The sequence below is a fragment of the Vreelandella sp. H-I2 genome (genome assembly GCF_052959335.1).
Genome location: NZ_JBRAMC010000005.1, coordinates 386,336 through 404,936, shown reverse-complemented (window position 1 = coordinate 404,936; position 18,601 = coordinate 386,336). Strand labels below are relative to the sequence as shown.

At 53.7% G+C, this 18,601-nt stretch carries 18 protein-coding genes; 11 read left to right on the top strand and 7 right to left on the bottom strand.

The genetic code is table 11. The features are described from left to right. Positions 1-9: 9 nt before the first annotated feature. The 3 genes from mlaD to ACUVOF_RS14995 are packed head-to-tail and all read right to left on the bottom strand — an operon-like array spanning position 10 to position 2,164. Positions 10-474, bottom strand: a complete 465-nt coding sequence (gene mlaD / locus ACUVOF_RS15005) for an outer membrane lipid asymmetry maintenance protein MlaD (RefSeq protein ID WP_447045132.1) — start codon at positions 472-474, stop codon at positions 10-12. A gap of 16 nt (positions 475-490) precedes the next feature. Further along, on the bottom strand, positions 491-1,291 hold the full coding sequence (mlaE, locus tag ACUVOF_RS15000; protein WP_447045131.1) for a lipid asymmetry maintenance ABC transporter permease subunit MlaE: 801 nt from the start codon (positions 1,289-1,291) through the stop codon (positions 491-493). Positions 1,292-1,342: 51 nt separating this feature from the next. Next, entirely contained in the window at positions 1,343-2,164 is an 822-nt protein-coding gene (locus ACUVOF_RS14995; RefSeq protein WP_447045130.1) for an ABC transporter ATP-binding protein, read from the bottom strand. 353 nt (positions 2,165-2,517) lie between these two features. Between ACUVOF_RS14995 and ACUVOF_RS14990 the strand changes: the two genes are divergently transcribed. From ACUVOF_RS14990 to ACUVOF_RS14945, 10 genes are all read left to right on the top strand, one after another. Next, positions 2,518-3,504, top strand: a complete 987-nt coding sequence (locus ACUVOF_RS14990) for a KpsF/GutQ family sugar-phosphate isomerase (protein WP_447045129.1) — start codon at positions 2,518-2,520, stop codon at positions 3,502-3,504. Between the two features lie 63 nt (positions 3,505-3,567). Further along, on the top strand, positions 3,568-4,110 hold the full coding sequence (locus ACUVOF_RS14985; RefSeq protein ID WP_447045128.1) for a KdsC family phosphatase: 543 nt from the start codon (positions 3,568-3,570) through the stop codon (positions 4,108-4,110). After that, positions 4,111-4,680 carry an LPS export ABC transporter periplasmic protein LptC gene (gene lptC / locus ACUVOF_RS14980; RefSeq protein WP_447045127.1) on the top strand — a complete coding sequence of 190 codons (570 nt, stop codon included), beginning with the start codon at positions 4,111-4,113 and terminating at the stop codon, positions 4,678-4,680. A gap of 11 nt (positions 4,681-4,691) precedes the next feature. Continuing rightward, positions 4,692-5,210: a lipopolysaccharide transport periplasmic protein LptA gene (lptA, locus tag ACUVOF_RS14975; protein WP_447045125.1), complete on the top strand. Its 519-nt coding sequence runs from the start codon at positions 4,692-4,694 to the stop codon at positions 5,208-5,210. A 10-nt stretch (positions 5,211-5,220) separates the two neighbouring features. Then, positions 5,221-5,970, top strand: coding sequence for an LPS export ABC transporter ATP-binding protein (lptB, locus tag ACUVOF_RS14970; protein WP_447045124.1), 750 nt, complete (start codon positions 5,221-5,223; stop codon positions 5,968-5,970). Positions 5,971-6,113: 143 nt separating this feature from the next. Next, a complete protein-coding gene (locus tag ACUVOF_RS14965) occupies positions 6,114-7,529 on the top strand; it encodes an RNA polymerase factor sigma-54 (protein ID WP_447045123.1) in 1,416 nt (471 codons plus the stop codon). Positions 7,530-7,627: 98 nt separating this feature from the next. Further along, positions 7,628-7,936: a ribosome hibernation-promoting factor, HPF/YfiA family gene (hpf, locus tag ACUVOF_RS14960; RefSeq protein ID WP_113268190.1), complete on the top strand. Its 309-nt coding sequence runs from the start codon at positions 7,628-7,630 to the stop codon at positions 7,934-7,936. A gap of 4 nt (positions 7,937-7,940) precedes the next feature. Continuing rightward, positions 7,941-8,411, top strand: a complete 471-nt coding sequence (locus ACUVOF_RS14955) for a PTS sugar transporter subunit IIA (RefSeq protein WP_113268191.1) — start codon at positions 7,941-7,943, stop codon at positions 8,409-8,411. Between the two features lie 89 nt (positions 8,412-8,500). After that, on the top strand, positions 8,501-9,433 hold the full coding sequence (gene rapZ / locus ACUVOF_RS14950) for an RNase adapter RapZ (RefSeq protein ID WP_447045122.1): 933 nt from the start codon (positions 8,501-8,503) through the stop codon (positions 9,431-9,433). Positions 9,434-9,478: 45 nt separating this feature from the next. Then, entirely contained in the window at positions 9,479-9,748 is a 270-nt protein-coding gene (locus ACUVOF_RS14945; RefSeq protein ID WP_447045121.1) for an HPr family phosphocarrier protein, read from the top strand. 17 nt (positions 9,749-9,765) lie between these two features. Here ACUVOF_RS14945 and pmbA read toward each other — a convergent pair whose 3' ends face one another. After that, entirely contained in the window at positions 9,766-11,106 is a 1,341-nt protein-coding gene (gene pmbA, locus ACUVOF_RS14940; RefSeq protein ID WP_447045120.1) for a metalloprotease PmbA, read from the bottom strand. A 108-nt stretch (positions 11,107-11,214) separates the two neighbouring features. Here pmbA and yjgA point away from each other — a divergent pair, with 108 nt between their 5' ends. Next, on the top strand, positions 11,215-11,748 hold the full coding sequence (yjgA, locus tag ACUVOF_RS14935; protein WP_447045119.1) for a ribosome biogenesis factor YjgA: 534 nt from the start codon (positions 11,215-11,217) through the stop codon (positions 11,746-11,748). 39 nt (positions 11,749-11,787) lie between these two features. On the opposite strand, the gene tldD is transcribed toward yjgA, so the two are convergent. From tldD to rng, 3 genes are read right to left on the bottom strand one after another with little or no spacing between them, the layout of a single operon-like run. Then, positions 11,788-13,239 (bottom strand): metalloprotease TldD, encoded by a 1,452-nt coding sequence (gene tldD, locus ACUVOF_RS14930; RefSeq protein WP_447045118.1) that lies wholly within the window; start codon positions 13,237-13,239, stop codon positions 11,788-11,790. After that, positions 13,236-17,090 (bottom strand): YhdP family phospholipid transporter, encoded by a 3,855-nt coding sequence (locus tag ACUVOF_RS14925; protein WP_447045117.1) that lies wholly within the window; start codon positions 17,088-17,090, stop codon positions 13,236-13,238. The genes tldD and ACUVOF_RS14925 overlap by 4 nt, the downstream gene beginning before the upstream one ends. 2 nt (positions 17,091-17,092) lie before the next feature. Next, complete coding sequence (gene rng / locus ACUVOF_RS14920; protein WP_447045116.1) at positions 17,093-18,556, bottom strand: ribonuclease G; 1,464 nt, start codon at positions 18,554-18,556, stop codon at positions 17,093-17,095. Positions 18,557-18,601: the final 45 nt, after the last annotated feature.

Sequence of the window (18,601 nt, the reverse complement as noted above, 5' to 3'; positions counted from 1 at the left end):
TCTGCAACGTTAATTACTTGCCATATTGGACACAAATTGCTGAATAAGTTCTTCCAGCACCAGCGCCGACTGGGTATCGCGAATCGTATCGCCATCCTCCAGCATATCGGGGTCCCCGCCCACACTTAAACCGATGTACTGCTCGCCTAACAGCCCCGCCGTTAGAATAGAGGCAATTGAGTCTCTTGAAAGCTGGCCTTCCAGCTCACTATCGAGACTCAGTACCACCCGCGCATCGTACCATTCAGTGTCTAGCTCAATCGTTTCTACCCGCCCCACCGTCACGCCAGCCATGGTGACTCGGGCGCGGGGCTTTAAACCGCCGATATTGGCAAAGTTGGCCTCCAGCTCAAATGACTGTGCGGGCGCAGAGAGCGTGAGTCCGCTAACACGCAAGCCGAGGAATACTAGCCCCAAGATGCCAGCGATCATAAACAGACCAACACCGAACTCCATGGTTTTACTGCGTTTCATGAAACTGCTCCACCCATTAAAGGCCGCCAAACATGACGGCAGTCAACATAAAATCAAGCCCCAGAACTGCAAGCGACGAATACACGACCGTCCGCGTCGTAGCACGCGATATTCCCTCCGACGTCGGCACCAAGTCATAACCTTGAAAGACAGCGATCCAGGTCACCACCAGCGCAAACACCGCGCTTTTGATCATGCCGTTACCAACATCGTTGATAAAGGCCACATTGGCCTGCATGTTGCTCCAGTAGGAGCCCTCAAACACACCCAGCCACTCGACGCCCACCAAATAGCCACCCCAGATACCTACCACGCTGAACCCCACCGTTAGTATGGGAAGGGACACGAACCCTGCCCACAGCCTTGGGGCCACCACACGGCGCAACGGATCAACACCGATCATTTCCATGCTAGTGAGCTGCTCAGTGGCTTTCATCAGACCGATTTCAGCGGTTAATGCCGACCCCGCGCGGCCAGCGAACAACAGCGCTGCCACTACCGGCGCAAGTTCGCGCAACAACGACAGCGCCACCATTTGCCCAAGCGCCTGCTCAGCGCCGAAATCGACCAGGATGGTGTAGCCCTGTAGCGCCAGCACCATGCCAATAAATAGCCCCGACACCAGCACAATGGCGAGGGAAAGCACACCGACAAAGTGCATTTGATGTAACCATAACCGCCAACCTTCGCGAGATGGCACGCCGATAGCAGATTGGAAGAGAAACACCCCTGCACGGCCTAACGCTTCCATTAAATCGCACCCTCGACGCCCAAGTCGGGTGATGCGCACGGCGCTGTTAGAAATTCTTGACTGCATTATCTTGCCCTGTGTTTACCCACCATTCGTGCGTTTACGCTAATTTGCCCGTTACCCTATCTTTGCCATCTGGGCTTCACCCAGAATATCGCGGTAAAACGCTTCTGCTGGATAGTGAAATGGCACCGGCCCATCGGGCTCACCATGAATAAACTGGCTAACCCGTGGGTCTTGATTGGTGTCCAATGTCTGCGGCGTACCATGGGCGACTACTTGACCGTCAGCAATCAAGTAGAGGTAATCCGCAATACTCAAGGTCTCTTTTATGTCATGAGACACCACCACAGAGGTCAGTTGCAGCGCCTGATTAAGGCGCTTTATTAGCTGCACCAGCACGCCCATTGAAATGGGGTCCTGACCGACAAACGGCTCGTCATATAAAATCAATTCTGGGTCCAGTGCGACGGCACGGGCCAAAGCGACCCGTCGCGCCATGCCTCCCGATAGCTCTGCGGGCGTTAAGTGCCGTGCCCCGCGCAGCCCAACCGCCTGCAATTTTAGCAGCACGAGGTCGCGCACCATCGTATCTGGCAAGTCAGTATGCACCCGTAGTGGAAAAGCAACATTTTCAAATACGTCTAAATCCGAAAACAGTGCGCCACTTTGAAATAACATCCCCATCCGTTTGCGTAGCGTAAACAACGCCTTTCGAGATAGCCGGTGCACATCCTGGCCATCGATCAATATACGTCCACGCTCTGGCGTCAGTTGCCCCCCGATCAGTTTAAGCAGCGTTGTTTTACCGGTACCGCTTGGGCCCATGATGGCGGTTACTTTTCCGCGCGGAATTGTCATATTTACGCCACGGAAAATTTCGTGATCGCCACGAGAAAAGTGAAGATCTTTAACTTCTATAAAAGGAGTATCTATCATGGATCAATTGACTCTTAACGCGGCGAAGCAAGGGTAACTATCATACCCTAGTTGCCACTATCACAGTTAAAAAACACCGTTTCTACAACATTATCGAACATTGAACTATAACGCTACTTATCATTATTCAGCGATTAAGCCCTCTTAATGATGAGCCCATTATTAATTTAGCCGCGTCATCGCTCTGTGGCCTCACCACTTTATATCTCGAGCGCCTTTGTGTTGAGTGTCTATGCCCTAAACGCCCTACGCACTCAGGGCTAACGAACTCAACTACTGCCTATAAGGGGTGTCGAGGTGTTATTATTGGCGGTTACTACTATGTATATTTTCAATTGTTAAGAGAAAACTCTATGCGCCAGCCTATCGCTCCGCCCAGCCTACTTCGCGAAAGCGCACTGCGTACGCTGCAAATTGAGCAGGCAGCTATTGGCGACCTCCAGGCTAAGCTAGATGAGAGCTTCGACCGTGCCTGCGAGCTAATCCTCGCCTGCCAAGGACGCGTGGTAGTGACCGGCATGGGTAAGTCGGGGCATATTGCTGGCAAGCTAGCGGCGACGCTAGCCAGTACTGGCACACCAGCTTTTTTTGTTCACCCCGGCGAAGCCAGCCATGGCGATTTGGGCATGATTACCCGCGCAGATGTCGTACTGGCGCTGTCTAACTCCGGTGAAACCGCCGAAGTCACAGCACTCTTACCGCTACTTAAGCGTCTGGGCACGCCGCTTGTCAGCATGACGGGGCGTCCCCACTCCACACTTGCTAAGCACGCAGATGCGCATCTGAACAGTGGTGTTGAGCGTGAGGCATGCCCACTCGATCTGGCACCTACCAGCTCCACTACAGCGGCGCTCGCCCTGGGCGACGCTTTAGCTGTCGCGCTCTTGGAAGCGCGTGGCTTTACCGCTGAGGATTTTGCCCTTTCCCACCCAGGCGGCAGTTTGGGAAAGCGCTTACTGCTGCGTGTCAGAGACCTGATGCACGATGGGGCGCGCCTACCTAAGGTTACACTGGGAAGCCCGCTGCGCGACGCGTTATTAGAAATCACCCGGCAAGGGTTAGGCTTCACCTGCGTGGTTGATAGCGATGGACGCCTGGCCGGGGTCTATACCGACGGTGATCTTCGACGCACGTTGGATCAGTTTTATAACCTGCGGGATGTGCTCGTTGATGATGTCATGACCCGACCGGGCAAACGCATTGGCCCCGACATTTTAGCAGCCGAAGCGGTACGTATAATGGAAGAAAGCCGGATTACAGCGCTAGCAGTCGTTGACGAACAACAGCGCCCTATCGGGGCTTTACATATGCATGATCTGCTTGCCAGCGGCGTTATTTAACGCATTGGCATTACTCAATAACGTTACCGACCCGCTTAACGAATTTAATGAAATGGAGGCTCTATGACCCTACCTGCTGCGCTAATTGATCGACTCCGCCATGTGCGCTTATTAGCACTGGATGTTGACGGCGTACTCACCGATGGTCGCCTGTATTTTCAGGCCGACGGTATCGAAATCAAAGCGTTCCACACCCAGGATGGCCATGGGCTTAAACTGCTCAAACGAGTAGGCATTCACGTTGCGCTGATTACGGGGCGCGATTCATCGATGGTTAGCCAACGCGCCGCAGCACTTGGCATCGACCATGTCCATCAAGGCAGTGAAGACAAGCTCTCCACCCTGCGCGAGCTTTGCCAGCGACTTGATGTAGAGTTGGAACAGGTGGCCTATTGTGGTGACGACCTCCCTGACCTAGCGGCTATTAAACGTTGCGGTGTCGGCATCACCGTTCCTAACGCGCCGGATTATATGCACACTCATGCCGATTGGATTACTGAGCGCCTAGGGGGCCACGGCGCTGCACGCGAAATTTGCGATACATTGCTTGAAGCTCAGGGGCACTGGGGCGCGGTGCTCGACACCTATCTGCACGGCCGTAAATAAATGTTTAAACGACTTAAAGTGCGCGTCTGGCTAACCGGCTTAGTGCTCTCTTTGGGCGTACTGCTGGTTTGGCTTGACCCAGGGGGACCTCAAGACATTACCATCGATCCTGAAGCGCAGGCGCAGGAGCCGGGTCACGTACTCGAAAACGCTGAAATTACGTTATTTGGTGATAATGGCAGCATCATGCAGTCGTTAGAAACACCACGCCTTATTCATACTCCCCAGCGAAGCGAGACCTGGACAGAAGCGCCCAAAGCAATATTGTATGACAGTGAGAATCGCCAGTGGTTAGCCAGCGCCGATGTCGGCATGCTCAATTCCTCTACCCAAGCCTTGCTGCTGTCAGGCTCGGCTAACCTGATCGCTCCAGACGAAGGTTGGCAGTTAGATACCGAGTTATTGCATTATGATGGATTAAACCAGCATGCGTGGAGTGAAACACCGGTAATGTTGCAGCAACCGCCCCAGCAAATGACGGCTTCACGTATGGACGCGTGGCTTAACGATAGCCAGGTTCGCTTAACTGACAATGTGCGCGGTATACATCCCCCGGCCACGCAACGCTAATAGGAATCATCATGAAAGCTATCATTTACACAGCCGTTTTCTTCATTAGCTTTTTTGCCCTTTCGATACCGCTATCGGCACTGGCCCAAACGAGCACTTCTTCACAACAGGCTCCGGTAGAAGTGGAAGCAGACCGCTTAGACCTTGATCAGCGGGCGGGCACCGCCGTTTACACGGGAGATGTAGACATTCGTCAAGGCGAAATGCAATTACGTGGCGAGCGGGTAGAAATTGAACGCAACGAGGCAGGCGAGCTTGCTCTGGCGACGGCCACCGGTGAGCGCGCCTATTTACGCCATCAAGCTGAAGGGCAAGATGGCCCTACAGAAGGCTGGGCGAGGCGTATTATCTATCACGTCGCCGAGCGCCGCGTAGAGCTGATTGACCAAGCCGAGCTCATTCAGCAAGAGGATACTTTTAGCGGCGGTCGCCTTGAGTATTTTATTGACCGTGAGGTGATTCAAGCGCGCTCTGATGTTGACGGCAGCGAGCCCCAGCGCATACGCATGACTCTTCAGCCGGAACAATAGGAGCCAAGCCGTGCCAACAGCAGACACCGCACCGATTAAAACTCTTTATGCTCACCATTTGGCCAAAAGCTACAAGCGGCGCCGAGTGGTTAAAGACATCAATATAGAAATTTCCCAAGGTAGCGTTGTGGGCTTGCTCGGCCCCAACGGGGCGGGCAAAACCACCTCGTTTTATATGATTGTTGGGTTAGTGAAATCCGATGCCGGCAAGGTAGGCATCGACGATGTGGACTTAACTCGCGCCCCCATGCATGAGCGCGCAGCGGCGGGAATTGGTTACCTTCCCCAAGAGGCATCCATTTTCCGTAAATTATCGGTTGCCGATAATATTATGGCGATACTCGAAACCCGCAAAGAGCTTAACCGCAGCGATCGGGAACAGCGCTTAGAGGCTTTGCTTGAAGACTTTCATATCACGCATATCCGCGACAATCTAGGCATGAGCCTATCGGGCGGGGAAAGAAGGCGTGTGGAAATCGCTCGCTCACTAGCGACAGAGCCTGCCTTTATTTTGCTAGATGAACCTTTTGCTGGCGTAGACCCAATTTCGGTAGGCGAAATAAAAACCATCATCCGTGCGCTAAAGCAGCGCCATATTGGTGTGCTAATTACTGATCACAATGTGCGTGAAACACTCGATATTTGTGACATCGCCTATATCGTGGGTGATGGACAAATCATCGCTAGCGGCTCCCCAGATGCCATTCTCACAAACCAGAAGGTGAGAGATGTTTATTTGGGTGCTGACTTTCGTCTGTAAGGCTTTTTTTAATTCTAACACTTCTTTTTGGCCTCTAAATAGTGGTCTACAATGACTTTGCCACCAATGGCATGCTTATTGCACTTGCACCTAATCCTCACTCGCACTAGTGTGGAGGATTCTGAATAACGAGTGGTTCTCAGATGGTCATGAAAGCTTCTCTACAACTGCGTATCGGCACACAGCTGACCATGACACCTCAGCTGCAGCAGGCCATCGCCCTGTTACAGCTATCAACGCTGGACCTTCGTCAAGAAATTCAGCAGGCCTTAGACGCCAACCCCCTGTTGGAACAGGAAGATGAATTTAGCGAACAGGCCGTCAGCGAGCCTAAAGAAGAAGAGTGGTCCGAAAGTATTCCCACCGAATTATCAGTAGATAGCGACTGGTCAGATACCTACCAGGATATCGGCAGTCACGGCGCCAGCAGTAGTGAAGGGCCCGACTTTGAGCGTCAGGCTGCCGGCCAGAGCCTTCATGGGCACTTGCTATGGCAACTGGCGATGACCGATTTTGGCGCGCGTGAACAGCAGGTCGCGGAAAGCTTAATCGATGCGTTAGACGCTAACGGCTATATAACCCAACCGCTCAATGACATCCGCGAAGGGCTTCGCACTCAAGGCATTGACGGACTTAGCCAGCGTGAAATAGAAACCATCTTGCTCAAGCTCCAGCAGTTTGAGCCAACGGGCATTTTTGCCCGCGACCTGCGTGAATGCCTAATGCTGCAGTTGGCGGCCCTTCCTGATGATACCCCGCTGCTGGTCCCCGCTCGCCGCTTAGTGCGACAGTTTCTTGAAGCGTTGGGCAAAGATGACATGCGATTGCTAAAACGCCGACTGGGCCTTGATGATGACCAGTTGGCGGATGTCATTTTGTTAATACGCAGTCTTGATCCACGCCCAGGCAGCGCCTATGGCGATACCGACGACAGCTACGTAACGCCGGATCTCGTCGTACGTCATGACCATGAAGGCTGGCATTTAGAACTCAACCCCGAGGCGCTGCCACGGCTGCGGATACAACCTGACTATGCCAGCTTGATAAAGCGTGCAGACAAAAGTCAGGACAACCAGTTTCTTAAAGAGCACCTTCAGGAAGCTCGCTGGCTGATTAAGAGTCTTTCAAGCCGCAACGATACGCTGCTACGTGTTGGTCGTGAAATTATCACACGACAAATTGGCTTTTTAGAGCATGGCGAAGAAGCGATGAAACCCTTAATACTCGCCGATATCGCCGAAGCCGTGGAAATGCACGAGTCAACTATTTCACGGGTGACCACTCAGAAATATATCCATACACCTCGGGGCGTTTTTGAGCTCAAATATTTTTTCTCAAGCCAGGTGAGCGGGCAGGATGGCGACAGCCACTCCAGTACGGCTATCCGCGCACGGCTCAAGAAGCTGATCCAAGAAGAGCCGCCTGGCAAGCCGCTTTCGGATAGCCGCTTAGTCACGCTATTAGATGAGGGGGGCATCCAGGTGGCACGTCGCACGGTGGCCAAATATCGCGAAGCGATGGGCATTCCCTCCTCCAGTGAACGGCGCCGTTTGCGCTAGCACTCGTTAACGTCTCAGGGAAACTCTCGACAAGGGCTTTGCAACGCGGCAAAAAGGGTTACAATCGAAGTACAGTCCGATGGATAAGGAGTACGTCAATGCAAGTTAATATCACTGGTCATCACGTAGAACTGACCGACGCCTTGCGTGACTATGTCAACGAAAAGCTTGAACGTGTAGAGCGCCATTACGACAATATAACCACGGTGCAAGTCACCTTATCAGTGGAGAAGGAGCGCCAGCATGCTGCCTGTACACTGCATGCTGCAGGCGCTGACTTACATGCCGAAGCCATAGACAGTGATATGTACGCCGCTATTGACGCACTAGCGGACAAAATTGACCGTCAACTCGTTAAACATAAGGAAAAAGCACAAGCTCGCGCCCAAGGCGCAGGTGTGCGTTAATTCAATGACGTTGGAAACCATACTCCCCCCGGAACGTGTTCTCTTCGACGTACCCGGGGGCAGCAAAAAAAGGGTGCTGGAGTTTTTCAGCACCTTTATTGCCCAAAATATCCCCAGCCTGGACAGTCAAGAAGTGTTTAGCCGTTTAATCGGTCGAGAGCGCTTAGGCAGTACAGGTATTGGTAACGGTGTGGCTATTCCCCACGCGCGCAGCCCCCACTGCTCTGCTCCTATCGCAGGTTTTTTAAAACTGGCAGAAGCGATTGATTTTGATGCTATCGACGGCGACCCGGTAGACTTGGTGTTTGTACTGCTAGTACCGGAAGAAGCCGATGATACGCATCTTTCTCTGCTAGGCCAGGTGGCGACCATTATGAATGATGCGGACACACGCCAGCAGTTGCGTAAAGCAGGCAGCCAGCGTGAGCTACTTGAGCTGATTACTGGCAAGATTCGTGAGCAGTCAGCAACCTGAGGGCCGTATAAACCTGTTTTTGAGCAGTTCAAACAACTGTTTCCGCTTACCACCCTCAACGCAGCTTGATCAAAGCAAAGAGAGACTCTATGCAACTGGTGATTATTAGCGGCCGCTCAGGGTCAGGTAAATCTATTGCCTTACAAGCGCTCGAGGATCTTGGCTATTACGCAATTGATAATCTTCCCGCCATGCTGCTGGGGTCGTTGGTTGACGAACTACGCGACCAGGGAGGCCGCGCCCACTTGGCGGTCAGCATCGATGCTCGCAACTTACCCGGTGCACTGGAGCGTCTGCCCTCGCTGTTAGAGGAGCTATGCCAGCGTAAAATTGATTTTCAAGTCATCTACCTGACGACCGATGCGCGTATTCTGCTTGAACGTTACTCCGCTACGCGACGGCGCCATCCGCTGACGCGCGATAGTGAAATGACGCTGGAAGAGGCGATTAATAAAGAAGAAGAAACACTGCATGATATTCGTGATCTAGCCGACTTACTCATCGATACATCACGCTTATCGGTACACGATTTGCGTCGTCGCATTACCGATCAAGTAGCGCACCAACGGCGCGATAAGTTGACACTGACACTCGAGTCTTTCGGTTACAAACGGGGTGTACCGTTAGACGCCGACCTGGTATTCGACGTTCGGTGTTTGCCTAATCCTTACTGGGATCCGACGCTACGTCAATTCACTGGACGCGACGCTAATATTGTGGCTTTTTTAAGCAGCTACCCGATTGTTGACGCCATGAGAGATGATATTCAGGCATGGCTTGAACGTTGGCTACCTGCTTATAAGAATAGCCAACGCAGCTACATGACTATCGCTATTGGCTGCACGGGTGGCCAACACCGTTCGGTCTATATGGTCGAACAATTAGCTGAGAGACTGGCACACAGCATAGGCGAGGTTCAATTACGTCATCGCGAACTAGGGCTGCAATATACGTTGGGAGGACAGCCAGACGTACCTTTAGCCAGCACTGTTTACAGCGACGAGCGACAAGAAACCTCTTAAGTGCCTCTACCCAATAATGACACCACTCGGCGAAAAGGAACCAGGGTGCCAGAAAGAATACTCACACTCACAAACCAACGCGGTTTACACGCACGCGCAGCCACTAAACTGGTTAAATGCGGCCAACATTTCACGGCAAAAATACGGATCTACAAGCAACATCAGGTGGCCGACGCCGCTAATATTATGTCATTGCTAATGCTAGCTGCCCCTTGCGGTACTGAGCTAAAGGTTAATGCAGAAGGGGACGACGCCGAACAGGCGCTTGATGCTATTCAAGCGCTGTTCGAAGCCCGTTTTGAAGAAGATCAGTAACCGCCCGCTTTTACTTGTCAGTCACCAGCCACCGTCATTGCATCTATTAACCAGCTTCCCGTGTGTACGCTGCCACGGGTATCGGTATCATCACCAATACCCACTAACCCAGCAAACATCCGTTCCAGGTTTCCGGCAATCGTAAACTCTTCGACAGGGTACTGTACTTTGCCGTTTTCGACCCAGAAACCTGCTGCCCCACGGGAATAATCACCGGTAACACCGTTAACGCCCTGCCCCATCAACTCGGTTACCCAAATACCCCGCCCCATTTCTTGCAACAGACTTTCACGGGATTGCAGCGGTGTTGCTAAACGCACGTTACGCGCCCCACCAGCATTGCCCGTGGTTTGCATACCCAATCTTCGAGCACTGTACGAAGAGAGCATATAACTGGCTATGCGGCCCTGGTCGATAAAGCGATTATTTCGAGTTTGCACGCCCTCACCATCAAACGGCGAACTCGCTGTAGCGCCTACTTCCATTGGCCTTTCTTCAAGGCTAAACCACTCGGGAAACAGCGGTGTGCCGAGCCGGTCGCACAAAAACGAGGCCTGACGGTAGAGCGCGCCACCGGCTAACCCACCGAGCAGATGGCCAATCAGACCGCTGGCCAACGACGGGTCAAACAGTACTGGAAAGGTGCCTGTTGGAGGGCGTTTAGCGCCGAGCCTACGCAGCGTACGCACCGCGGCTTCGCGCCCGACCTCGGCCGGGTCACGTAGCGCCTTCGGATCGCGCGCAGACGTATAATCGTAGTCACGCTGCATACCGCTAGCATCCTGGGCAATCAGCATACATGAAAGGGAATGACTGCTGCCTTTTTGGGTGCCTATAAAACCGTGACTATTGGCGTAAACGCGTACCCCTTCGCCGCTGGAGAGTGACGCACCATCCGACTGGGAAATACCCTCTACATCGCGTCCCGCCTGTTCGCAGGAAAGCGCCAGCTCGATTGCCTCATCCGTTGTGAGGGCCCAGGGGTAGTGCACTTTTAGATCGGGCAGCTCAGACGCCATGAGTGATGCATCGGCCAGCCCAGCGGCCGGGTCTTCACCGGTATAGCGGGCGATCGCCAGCGCTTTCTCTACCGCTGCCTGAATCGAGGCACTGCTGGCATCAGTCGATGAAGCGCTGCCTTTACGCTGACCGACGTAAAGCGTAACGGCAATACCCTGGTCACGCGATAACTCTACCGTTTCAACTTCACCCAGGCGCACACTGACACCTATACCCTGGTCAACGCTTGCGCCTACTTCAGCAGCATCTGCGCCCATGTGCTTTGCCAGCGCTAGCGCCTCTTCGGCCCGCGCGGTCAATAACGCCTGCTGCGCGGATGCATCAAATGCCTGTGCCATATAGCCTCCTTTTCCACCGAATGCCTCTTAATAGAATGTCTTCGGCGAATCAATGTTGTTCTCGCAGCTGGTATAATGCCGCAACGAATCTTGTCTATGAGTCACACTATGCGTAAGCAACGTCCCGATACCGTCCCAAGTACTAATGAACTAGAAGAGCAGGAAGAACGCCCAAGCAAGTCGCAACTCAAACGCGAAATGCATGCCTTACAGGCACTTGGGGAAACCTTAATCGCCATGCGACCGGCAGAGCGCGCCCGTTTCCCTCTTTCTGATGATATGCTGCGTGCTATCGAAGAAACCTCGCGTATCCGCTCTCACGAAGGCCGCCGTCGGCATATGCAGTACGTCGGCAAATTAATCCGTAAAGAGGATCTCACCGCTATTCAAGGCGTGTTCGACGCCATTGACCAAGAGCAGGAGCAGCGCGACCACGCGTTTCACCGCCTCGAAAAATGGCGTGATCGCTTAATTGACGAAGGCGATGCGGCGGTCGACCAGTTTATGGCCGAGTACCCGAACGCGGACCGCCAGACGCTGCGTCAATTGATTCGCAATGCACAACGTGAGCGCGAGCAGGGCAAACCACCCACAAGCTCGCGCAAGCTCTTCAAACACCTGCGAGAAACCCTCGCTCTTTAAAGGCGGCTCTTTAAAAACAACCTCTCTTTAAGAATGAACTTAAGACTGGGTACCACCGACGGTCAGCTCATCCAATTTCAACGTGGGCTGGCCGACACCCACTGGTACCCCCTGCCCCTCTTTGCCACATACGCCGATACCGGTATCCAACGCCATATCATGACCAATCATAGAGACCCGCTGCATCGCTTCCGGGCCATTACCAATTAACGTTGCCCCTTTTACCGGCGCTGTCACTTTGCCGTCTTCAATCAGGTAGGCTTCACTGGCGGAGAACACGAATTTACCCGAGGTGATATCCACCTGACCGCCACCGAAACTCACTGCATAAATGCCCCGTTTAACGCTTTTGATAATATCACTGGGCTCATCTTGGCCAGCGAGCATCACTGTATTGGTCATACGCGGCATCGGTAGGTGGGCAAAGGACTCTCGTCTCGCATTCCCAGTGGGAGCCATCCCCATTAGCCGCGCGTTGAGCTTGTCCTGCATATATCCCGTTAAAATACCGTTTTCAATGAGCGGTGTGTATTGACCCGGTGTGCCCTCGTCATCCACGCTCATTGAACCGCGGCTATCCGATATCGTTGCATCGTCCACAATCGTGACACCCTTGGCCGCGACGCGTTTACCCATCTTCCCGGCAAAAGCGGAACTGCCCTTGCGATTGAAATCTCCCTCAAGGCCGTGCCCCACCGCTTCATGGAGTAAAATTCCCGGCCAACCTGATGCCAGTACCACAGGCATTTGCCCAGCGGGGGCATCAATGGCTTCAAGATTGACCAGCGCCTGACGAACCGCCTCTTTAGCGTACAGTTCCGCCACCTGGTCATCGCGCAGCTTCGCCATGGAGTATCGACCGCCGCCTCCCGCACTGCCGCGCTCACGGCGACCGTTTTTAACCGCAATGACACTGACATTGAAGCGCACCAGTGGACGAATATCGGCAGCCAGCGTGCCATCACTGGCCCGGACCAATACCACCTCATAGGTACCCGAGAGCGAGGCGCTCACCTGGCTGATACTCGGATCAGCGGCACGCGCCACTCGATCAGCCTGTTTCAACATGGCAACTTTATCTTCCGCACTTAGCCCCGCTAACGGATCTATACCGGCATAACGCGACAGGGCTGACACAGGCTGAACCAATTGCCCAGGCAGACGCTTGCCACTACGCACGATGCCCGCCGCCGTACGACCGGTATCCATTAATGCATCGGCGGTAATTTGATTTGAGTAGGCAAAGCCGGTTTTTTCACCCGCCAATGAGCGCACGCCGACTCCACCATCAATATTGTAACTCGCTTCTTTCACCTCGCTATCTTCCAGTACCCACCCCTCTTGCCAGGTGCGCTGAAAATAGAGATCAGCGTAGTCAATGCCCGCGCCCATGGCGTAGTCCAACCCTGTTTCCAGGGCATCCAAATCCAGCCCTCCAGGCGTCAAGAGGATGGCTGCAGCCGTATCTACATCACTTTTATATGCGGTCATTGGGGGCCTTCTAAAGTAACCTGCGGCGAAGTCCAAGGACCTCGCACGCGATAATGGAGTGTCGTGGCGCGATCTAGGGCGTCGCCAAACAACTGATCAGCGAGGAACAGCGCGCCGCCCACGATGGGCGCACCAACGGCGATGGCCGCGATCGGTAAACTTTGCGTCACTGGCAGTGTGACGCCAAGTCGCTGGTCAAGTTCACGTGTCGCCAGATTGGCATTGCCAGTAAGCGTTAGAGTGGTGGCCGGGGCATCAATTTGCAATGGACCACGTAGCGTGAGCAGCCCACCGGTGACATCAGCCGTACCTTTGACACGATCAAACGCTGTACCTCGGCCGGTAACGTCAGAAAAATCCAAGCGCAAACGGCGCAAAATATTATCGAAATTGAGTAAGCCAATGAGACGCGCCGGTGCGGACTCCAATGTAACAAAGCTGCCGTCGCGGATATCCGTACTGATATAGCCATCGGCATGTCTTAGCGCCAATTGCCAAGGCGCCCCTGGCCAATCCAGAGAGGCAACCACATCAGTGCTGCGGCTGCGCATGGCCACAGGCTGATCAAGGCGCTCAAGGGCTGTCCCTATATCACCGCCTTGGATAGAAATGTCCGCCCGGGTATGACTGGAGGCAGTATCTCCCTCCCAGTGTAGCTCCCCGCGAGCGGAAAGCTGACCCAAAGTTAAGCCAACAGGCGTGAGCGAAAACCGCTCATCATCAGTTTTCCAGTAGGCCGTTAAAGGGCCAAAGCGACGTGACCCCATAGCAATTTCGGCTAACCGCAAGCGCCCATTGGGCACATCAGCCAGCCAATCTGGAATCACGGCAGGCGCCTCCCGCTGTGTTTCAACCGCTTTTAGCCAGGAGTCTGGTGTAGGCGCATCACTGTCATGTTGTACGTCCGCTAACGCCAATAAGCGATCAAGTGACAATGCCTCAATGGCCATGTCTAAGGGCTGCGGTGATTGTGCATTATACCGTAAACGCCCAGTAACAAGGTTACCGTTCATCCCCATATCAATAAGGCCACCGTTAACGCCACCATTCGCGCTAAAACTCCCTAAACACTCCTTCTGGTAAACCACGCATGGTGTTGTTAATGAAAACGTTAGTGGCGTTTGAGTACCCTCGCTAGATGATGTAGGCGCTCCGTCTACCATTAGCGGTGTGATCGCCTGCTGCCACGCTAGCGGGTCAAGCTGCGGTATATTGGCATTGATGGTAATTCCAGGCTGATTAGGCCAAGCATGTGCGTTCTCTGCTTCACTGCCTAAATATAGCGACCCGGCCATTGAGCCATTGCGCTGCTGAATGCGTGCAGACGCAATATCTGCCAAACGGCTTTCGATGCGTCCACTATCAATATCAGCAGTAACGGTCAAAGGCCATGGCTGCTGGGCAGTCTTGGCAAAAGGATCAGGCAAGCGACTGGTGATGCCCATTAGGCGACTATCCATCCGCAGGGTGGGAGTCGGCAATAGGCTGATGTTGCCCTGCCACTGCAGTTGCCCTTCAAGCGGTAGACGCCCCTGACGGCCACTCACTCCCGCTAGTTCAAAAAGCTCGGAGGTAGCGAGATTACCCTGCAGCGCTATCGCGTCGCGCTGGGTATTGAAATCTGCCGCTATTTCCCCGCCTAGCAATTGGCCACTGGCTTCGCCGACGAGCCCGCGGCTCTCCCCGTTCTGGAGCCACGCAAGATCTCCCTCAACCGCTTGAAGGCGTAAATCCAACGGTTGGTAAACGACTTCGGAAAATCTTGGAAGCGCATTAATTTCCAATTGCAGTGCTTCGGGGAGGTCCAATGGTAACGACAGCGCAATATCGCCATTTACCTCACCGGTCACGCTCAAATCGCTCAATTGTGAAAGGTCTATATCTGGCATCGCCTGCAGAAATGCCGTTAATGCTGTCCCGTCAGCTTGTAATTGGCCTGCAAGGTTAAGCGTGTCATCTTCCATCACCAACTCACCCCCTGAAGCAGTGACGCCATGGCTCTGGGCATGCTCTATTTCAGCTTTTAATACTCTGTCTTGCCATATGAGGCGACCTTTAACATCGTCAAGGCCCGGCCAGCCAGGTGCAATCGGTAAATGTCCTTGAGTAATCGCCAACTCAAGTATGGCGGTAAAGTCTTCGGCAGTTACCTTTTCCCCTAACGGTTGGCTTAGCTGTAACGAGCCCTCAGTGACGTAGCCACCAATATCATCGAGCAGCCAGTCCCGAAGGTCATCATCCATTACGCTAAGCGGTAGCCACTGGGCCAGCGGACGGTCTAACGCATCTACCTCGCTAAAATTCAAATCCAAACCAAAATGACCGCGCTGGTTGCCGGTGACCAAACCAAAGCCACCCGATACCTGTGCACCATCCCAATCAACGCTAAGGCGTTTACCACTCACCATCGTATTGGGCCCGTCATACACCCACTCCACTTCCCCCTCGGCACGTCGGAGTTGCATAGGGTCAGCAAAGAATTTGGGGAAGTAGAGCGTACTGTCGCCGGGGCTGCTAAACAGTACACGGCCGCGAAAGTCACGCGCCTGCACCCAAGCGTCCACCGGGCCACCACCCGGTGCCTGCTGCCACGGCGAGACTTCTACATTCGTTAGCGCCGCGTCCACCCCCCAGCGACCCTCCTGCTGCCCGACATGCAACCCCTCGACTTGCCCCCGAGGGGCGAGAGTTTGCAATACTCGCGTGACGGACTCAGGGAGCAACACATAGTCACGCCAAGCGGTCAGTGAGGCGAGTTCAAAGGCACTGGTACGCACTTCCCACTCCCCAGGCTGATGCGTGGCGTGCCAGTGGCGTGGTAAGGCTGGCCCCACGCTGCCGCCGGGGGGCTGGGCCCACTCCACACTTTCCGCATCGCCGCTTAGCCATGCCTCACCTCCTTCACCGTCGCGTTGCCACAAGCCATTGGCTTCAATGTCCCTTAACACTGCGTACTGAACATTATGGCGAAGCGTTAACTGTGGCACGCCGACGGCTACGCGGGCCTCTTCAAGCCGCCCGGCACGCCAACGACCCCACAGCCGCGCACTGCCCCCGGCCTGCTCTAAATAGGCCGCATGTTCAGGCCGGAACATATCTGCTAACAAAACTAACTGATCCAGCTGAATATCCAATTGAAACGCTGCCGAAAAGTCGCTGAAGCCCCGGTGGCCAGGCTGCATTTCCACCTTCATCTCAGCCGCCGGGAGAGCGACTTCGTGCGCTTGCTGAAGAGACGGGGCAATATTAATGGCACCTTCCAGCCGCGTACGTCGCTCATTGCCAGTCAGCAATAATGTCTGGGCATGTAACATCGCAGTGTCTTGCTTACCGTGCAACACTACCAGGGTGTCATCTACCCATAAACGTTGACGCAGTATCAGTCCGACCCAATCATCAATAGTGGCCAAGTCGACATCAGGATCAGGCGCCATCAATAGCGGTAGTTCAGCGGGTTCTGGCCACTGCCAGGAAGAACCCTTGCCTTGATAGAGATGAAACTGCGTACCGCTTATACGGGCATCGCTGAAGATGGGCGCCCAATTGGCAAGCGACGCCCAGGTATCCAAACGCAGCCCCGCATGCTGCAAAGAAAACAACGCTTGGCCATCGGGCGTTTCTGCACGCAGGCCATCAAGGCGTAATAACAGATCATTACGGGCGAGCGAGAGCGATAAATGCTCAATGGTCACTGGCACGCCAATACGTGCTTCAAGCAGCGCTTCAATGCGTGGGGTTAGCGCGTCGGACTGGCTAATGGCCAGGCGGAACAGTAGCAGCAATACCGCCACACTGCCCAACAGCCAAGCGGCTATCACCAACCCCCAACGCGCCAGCGAACGAGTCTGCATGATTACATCAGTACAATATCGTACTGTTCTTGGGAGTAGTGCTGCTCAACCTGGAATCGAATGGTTTTATTGATAAAGGTTTCCAGGTCTGCCACCGCCGCTGACTCTTCATCCAATAAACGATCAACGACCGGTTGCGAGGCTAGCACCATGTAGGTTTCAGCACTGTAAGCACGCTCTTCGCGCAGAATCTCGCGAAAAATTTCATAGCAGACAGTTTCTGGGGTTTTAAGCGTTCCGCGGCCGCTGCAGGTAGGACAGGCTTCGCAGAGTGTCTGCTCCAAACTCTCCCGGGTGCGTTTACGCGTAAGCTGAACAAGACCAAGCTCGGTGACGCCAGTACACTTGGTTTTAGCATGATCGCGCTCTAAGGCTTTTTCAAGGACACGCAATACTTGCCGCTGATGCTCAACATCAACCATATCGATAAAGTCGATAATGATAATGCCACCCAGATTACGCAACCGGAGCTGGCGGGCAATGGCGGTGGCCGCTTCAAGATTGGTCTTGAAAATGGTCTCTTCAAGATTGCGGTGACCGACATAACCACCGGTATTAACATCAATAGTTGTCATCGCCTCGGTGGGATCAATCACCAAGTAACCACCCGATTTCAGCTGTACTTTCCGTCCCAGCGCTTTTTGGATCTCGTCTTCGACGCTGTAAAGATCAAAGATGGGCCGCTCACCAGGATAGTACTCAATACGCTCAACCGCATCGGGCATAAACTCTTCAGCAAACTCCACCAGCTTGACGAAATTCTCTCGCGAATCAATGCGTATTTTTTCGATATCATCGCGCATGACATCGCGTAGGGTACGCATGAATAGCGGCAAATCATCATAAATGACAGTTTGTGGCGTTGCGGTTACTTTACGCTCGCTCACTTTGCGCCATAGCCGTAGCAAAAAGTGCATATCGCCTTTGAGCTCTTCATCGCCCACCCCTTCGGCAGCGGTACGGACAATAAAGCCACCCGTCACTTCCAGCGTTTGCTCTGCCACACTGCTATCCAAAAGTGCTTTTAAACGCTCGCGCTCACGCTCATCCTCGATACGTTGCGATACGCCATGGTGTGGGGAGTCCGGCATATAGACCAAATAACGAGAAGGAATCGACAGATGGGTAGTTAAGCGCGCCCCTTTACTACCAATGGGATCTTTGGTGGCTTGCACCACTAGCGCCTGCCCTTCGTGAAGCAACTGCCCAATGGTTTGCTGTTCATCTGGAGACGTGCCGGGAGGCATTACTTCATGGGCATGAATAAACGCCGCCCGCTCTAAGCCAATATCAACAAAGGCAGCCTGCATTCCAGGCAGTACACGGACTACTTTGCCTTTGTAGATATTGCCCACGATACCACGCCGACGGGAACGTTCGATCAGTGCCTCTTGCAGAACGCCATTTTCAACCAGCGCTACGCGGGTTTCCATTGGCGTTAAATTGATGAGAACTTCACCGCTCATGCAAAATTCCTTGTTGGTTGACGTATTCCTTGCCAGCGACGCAGG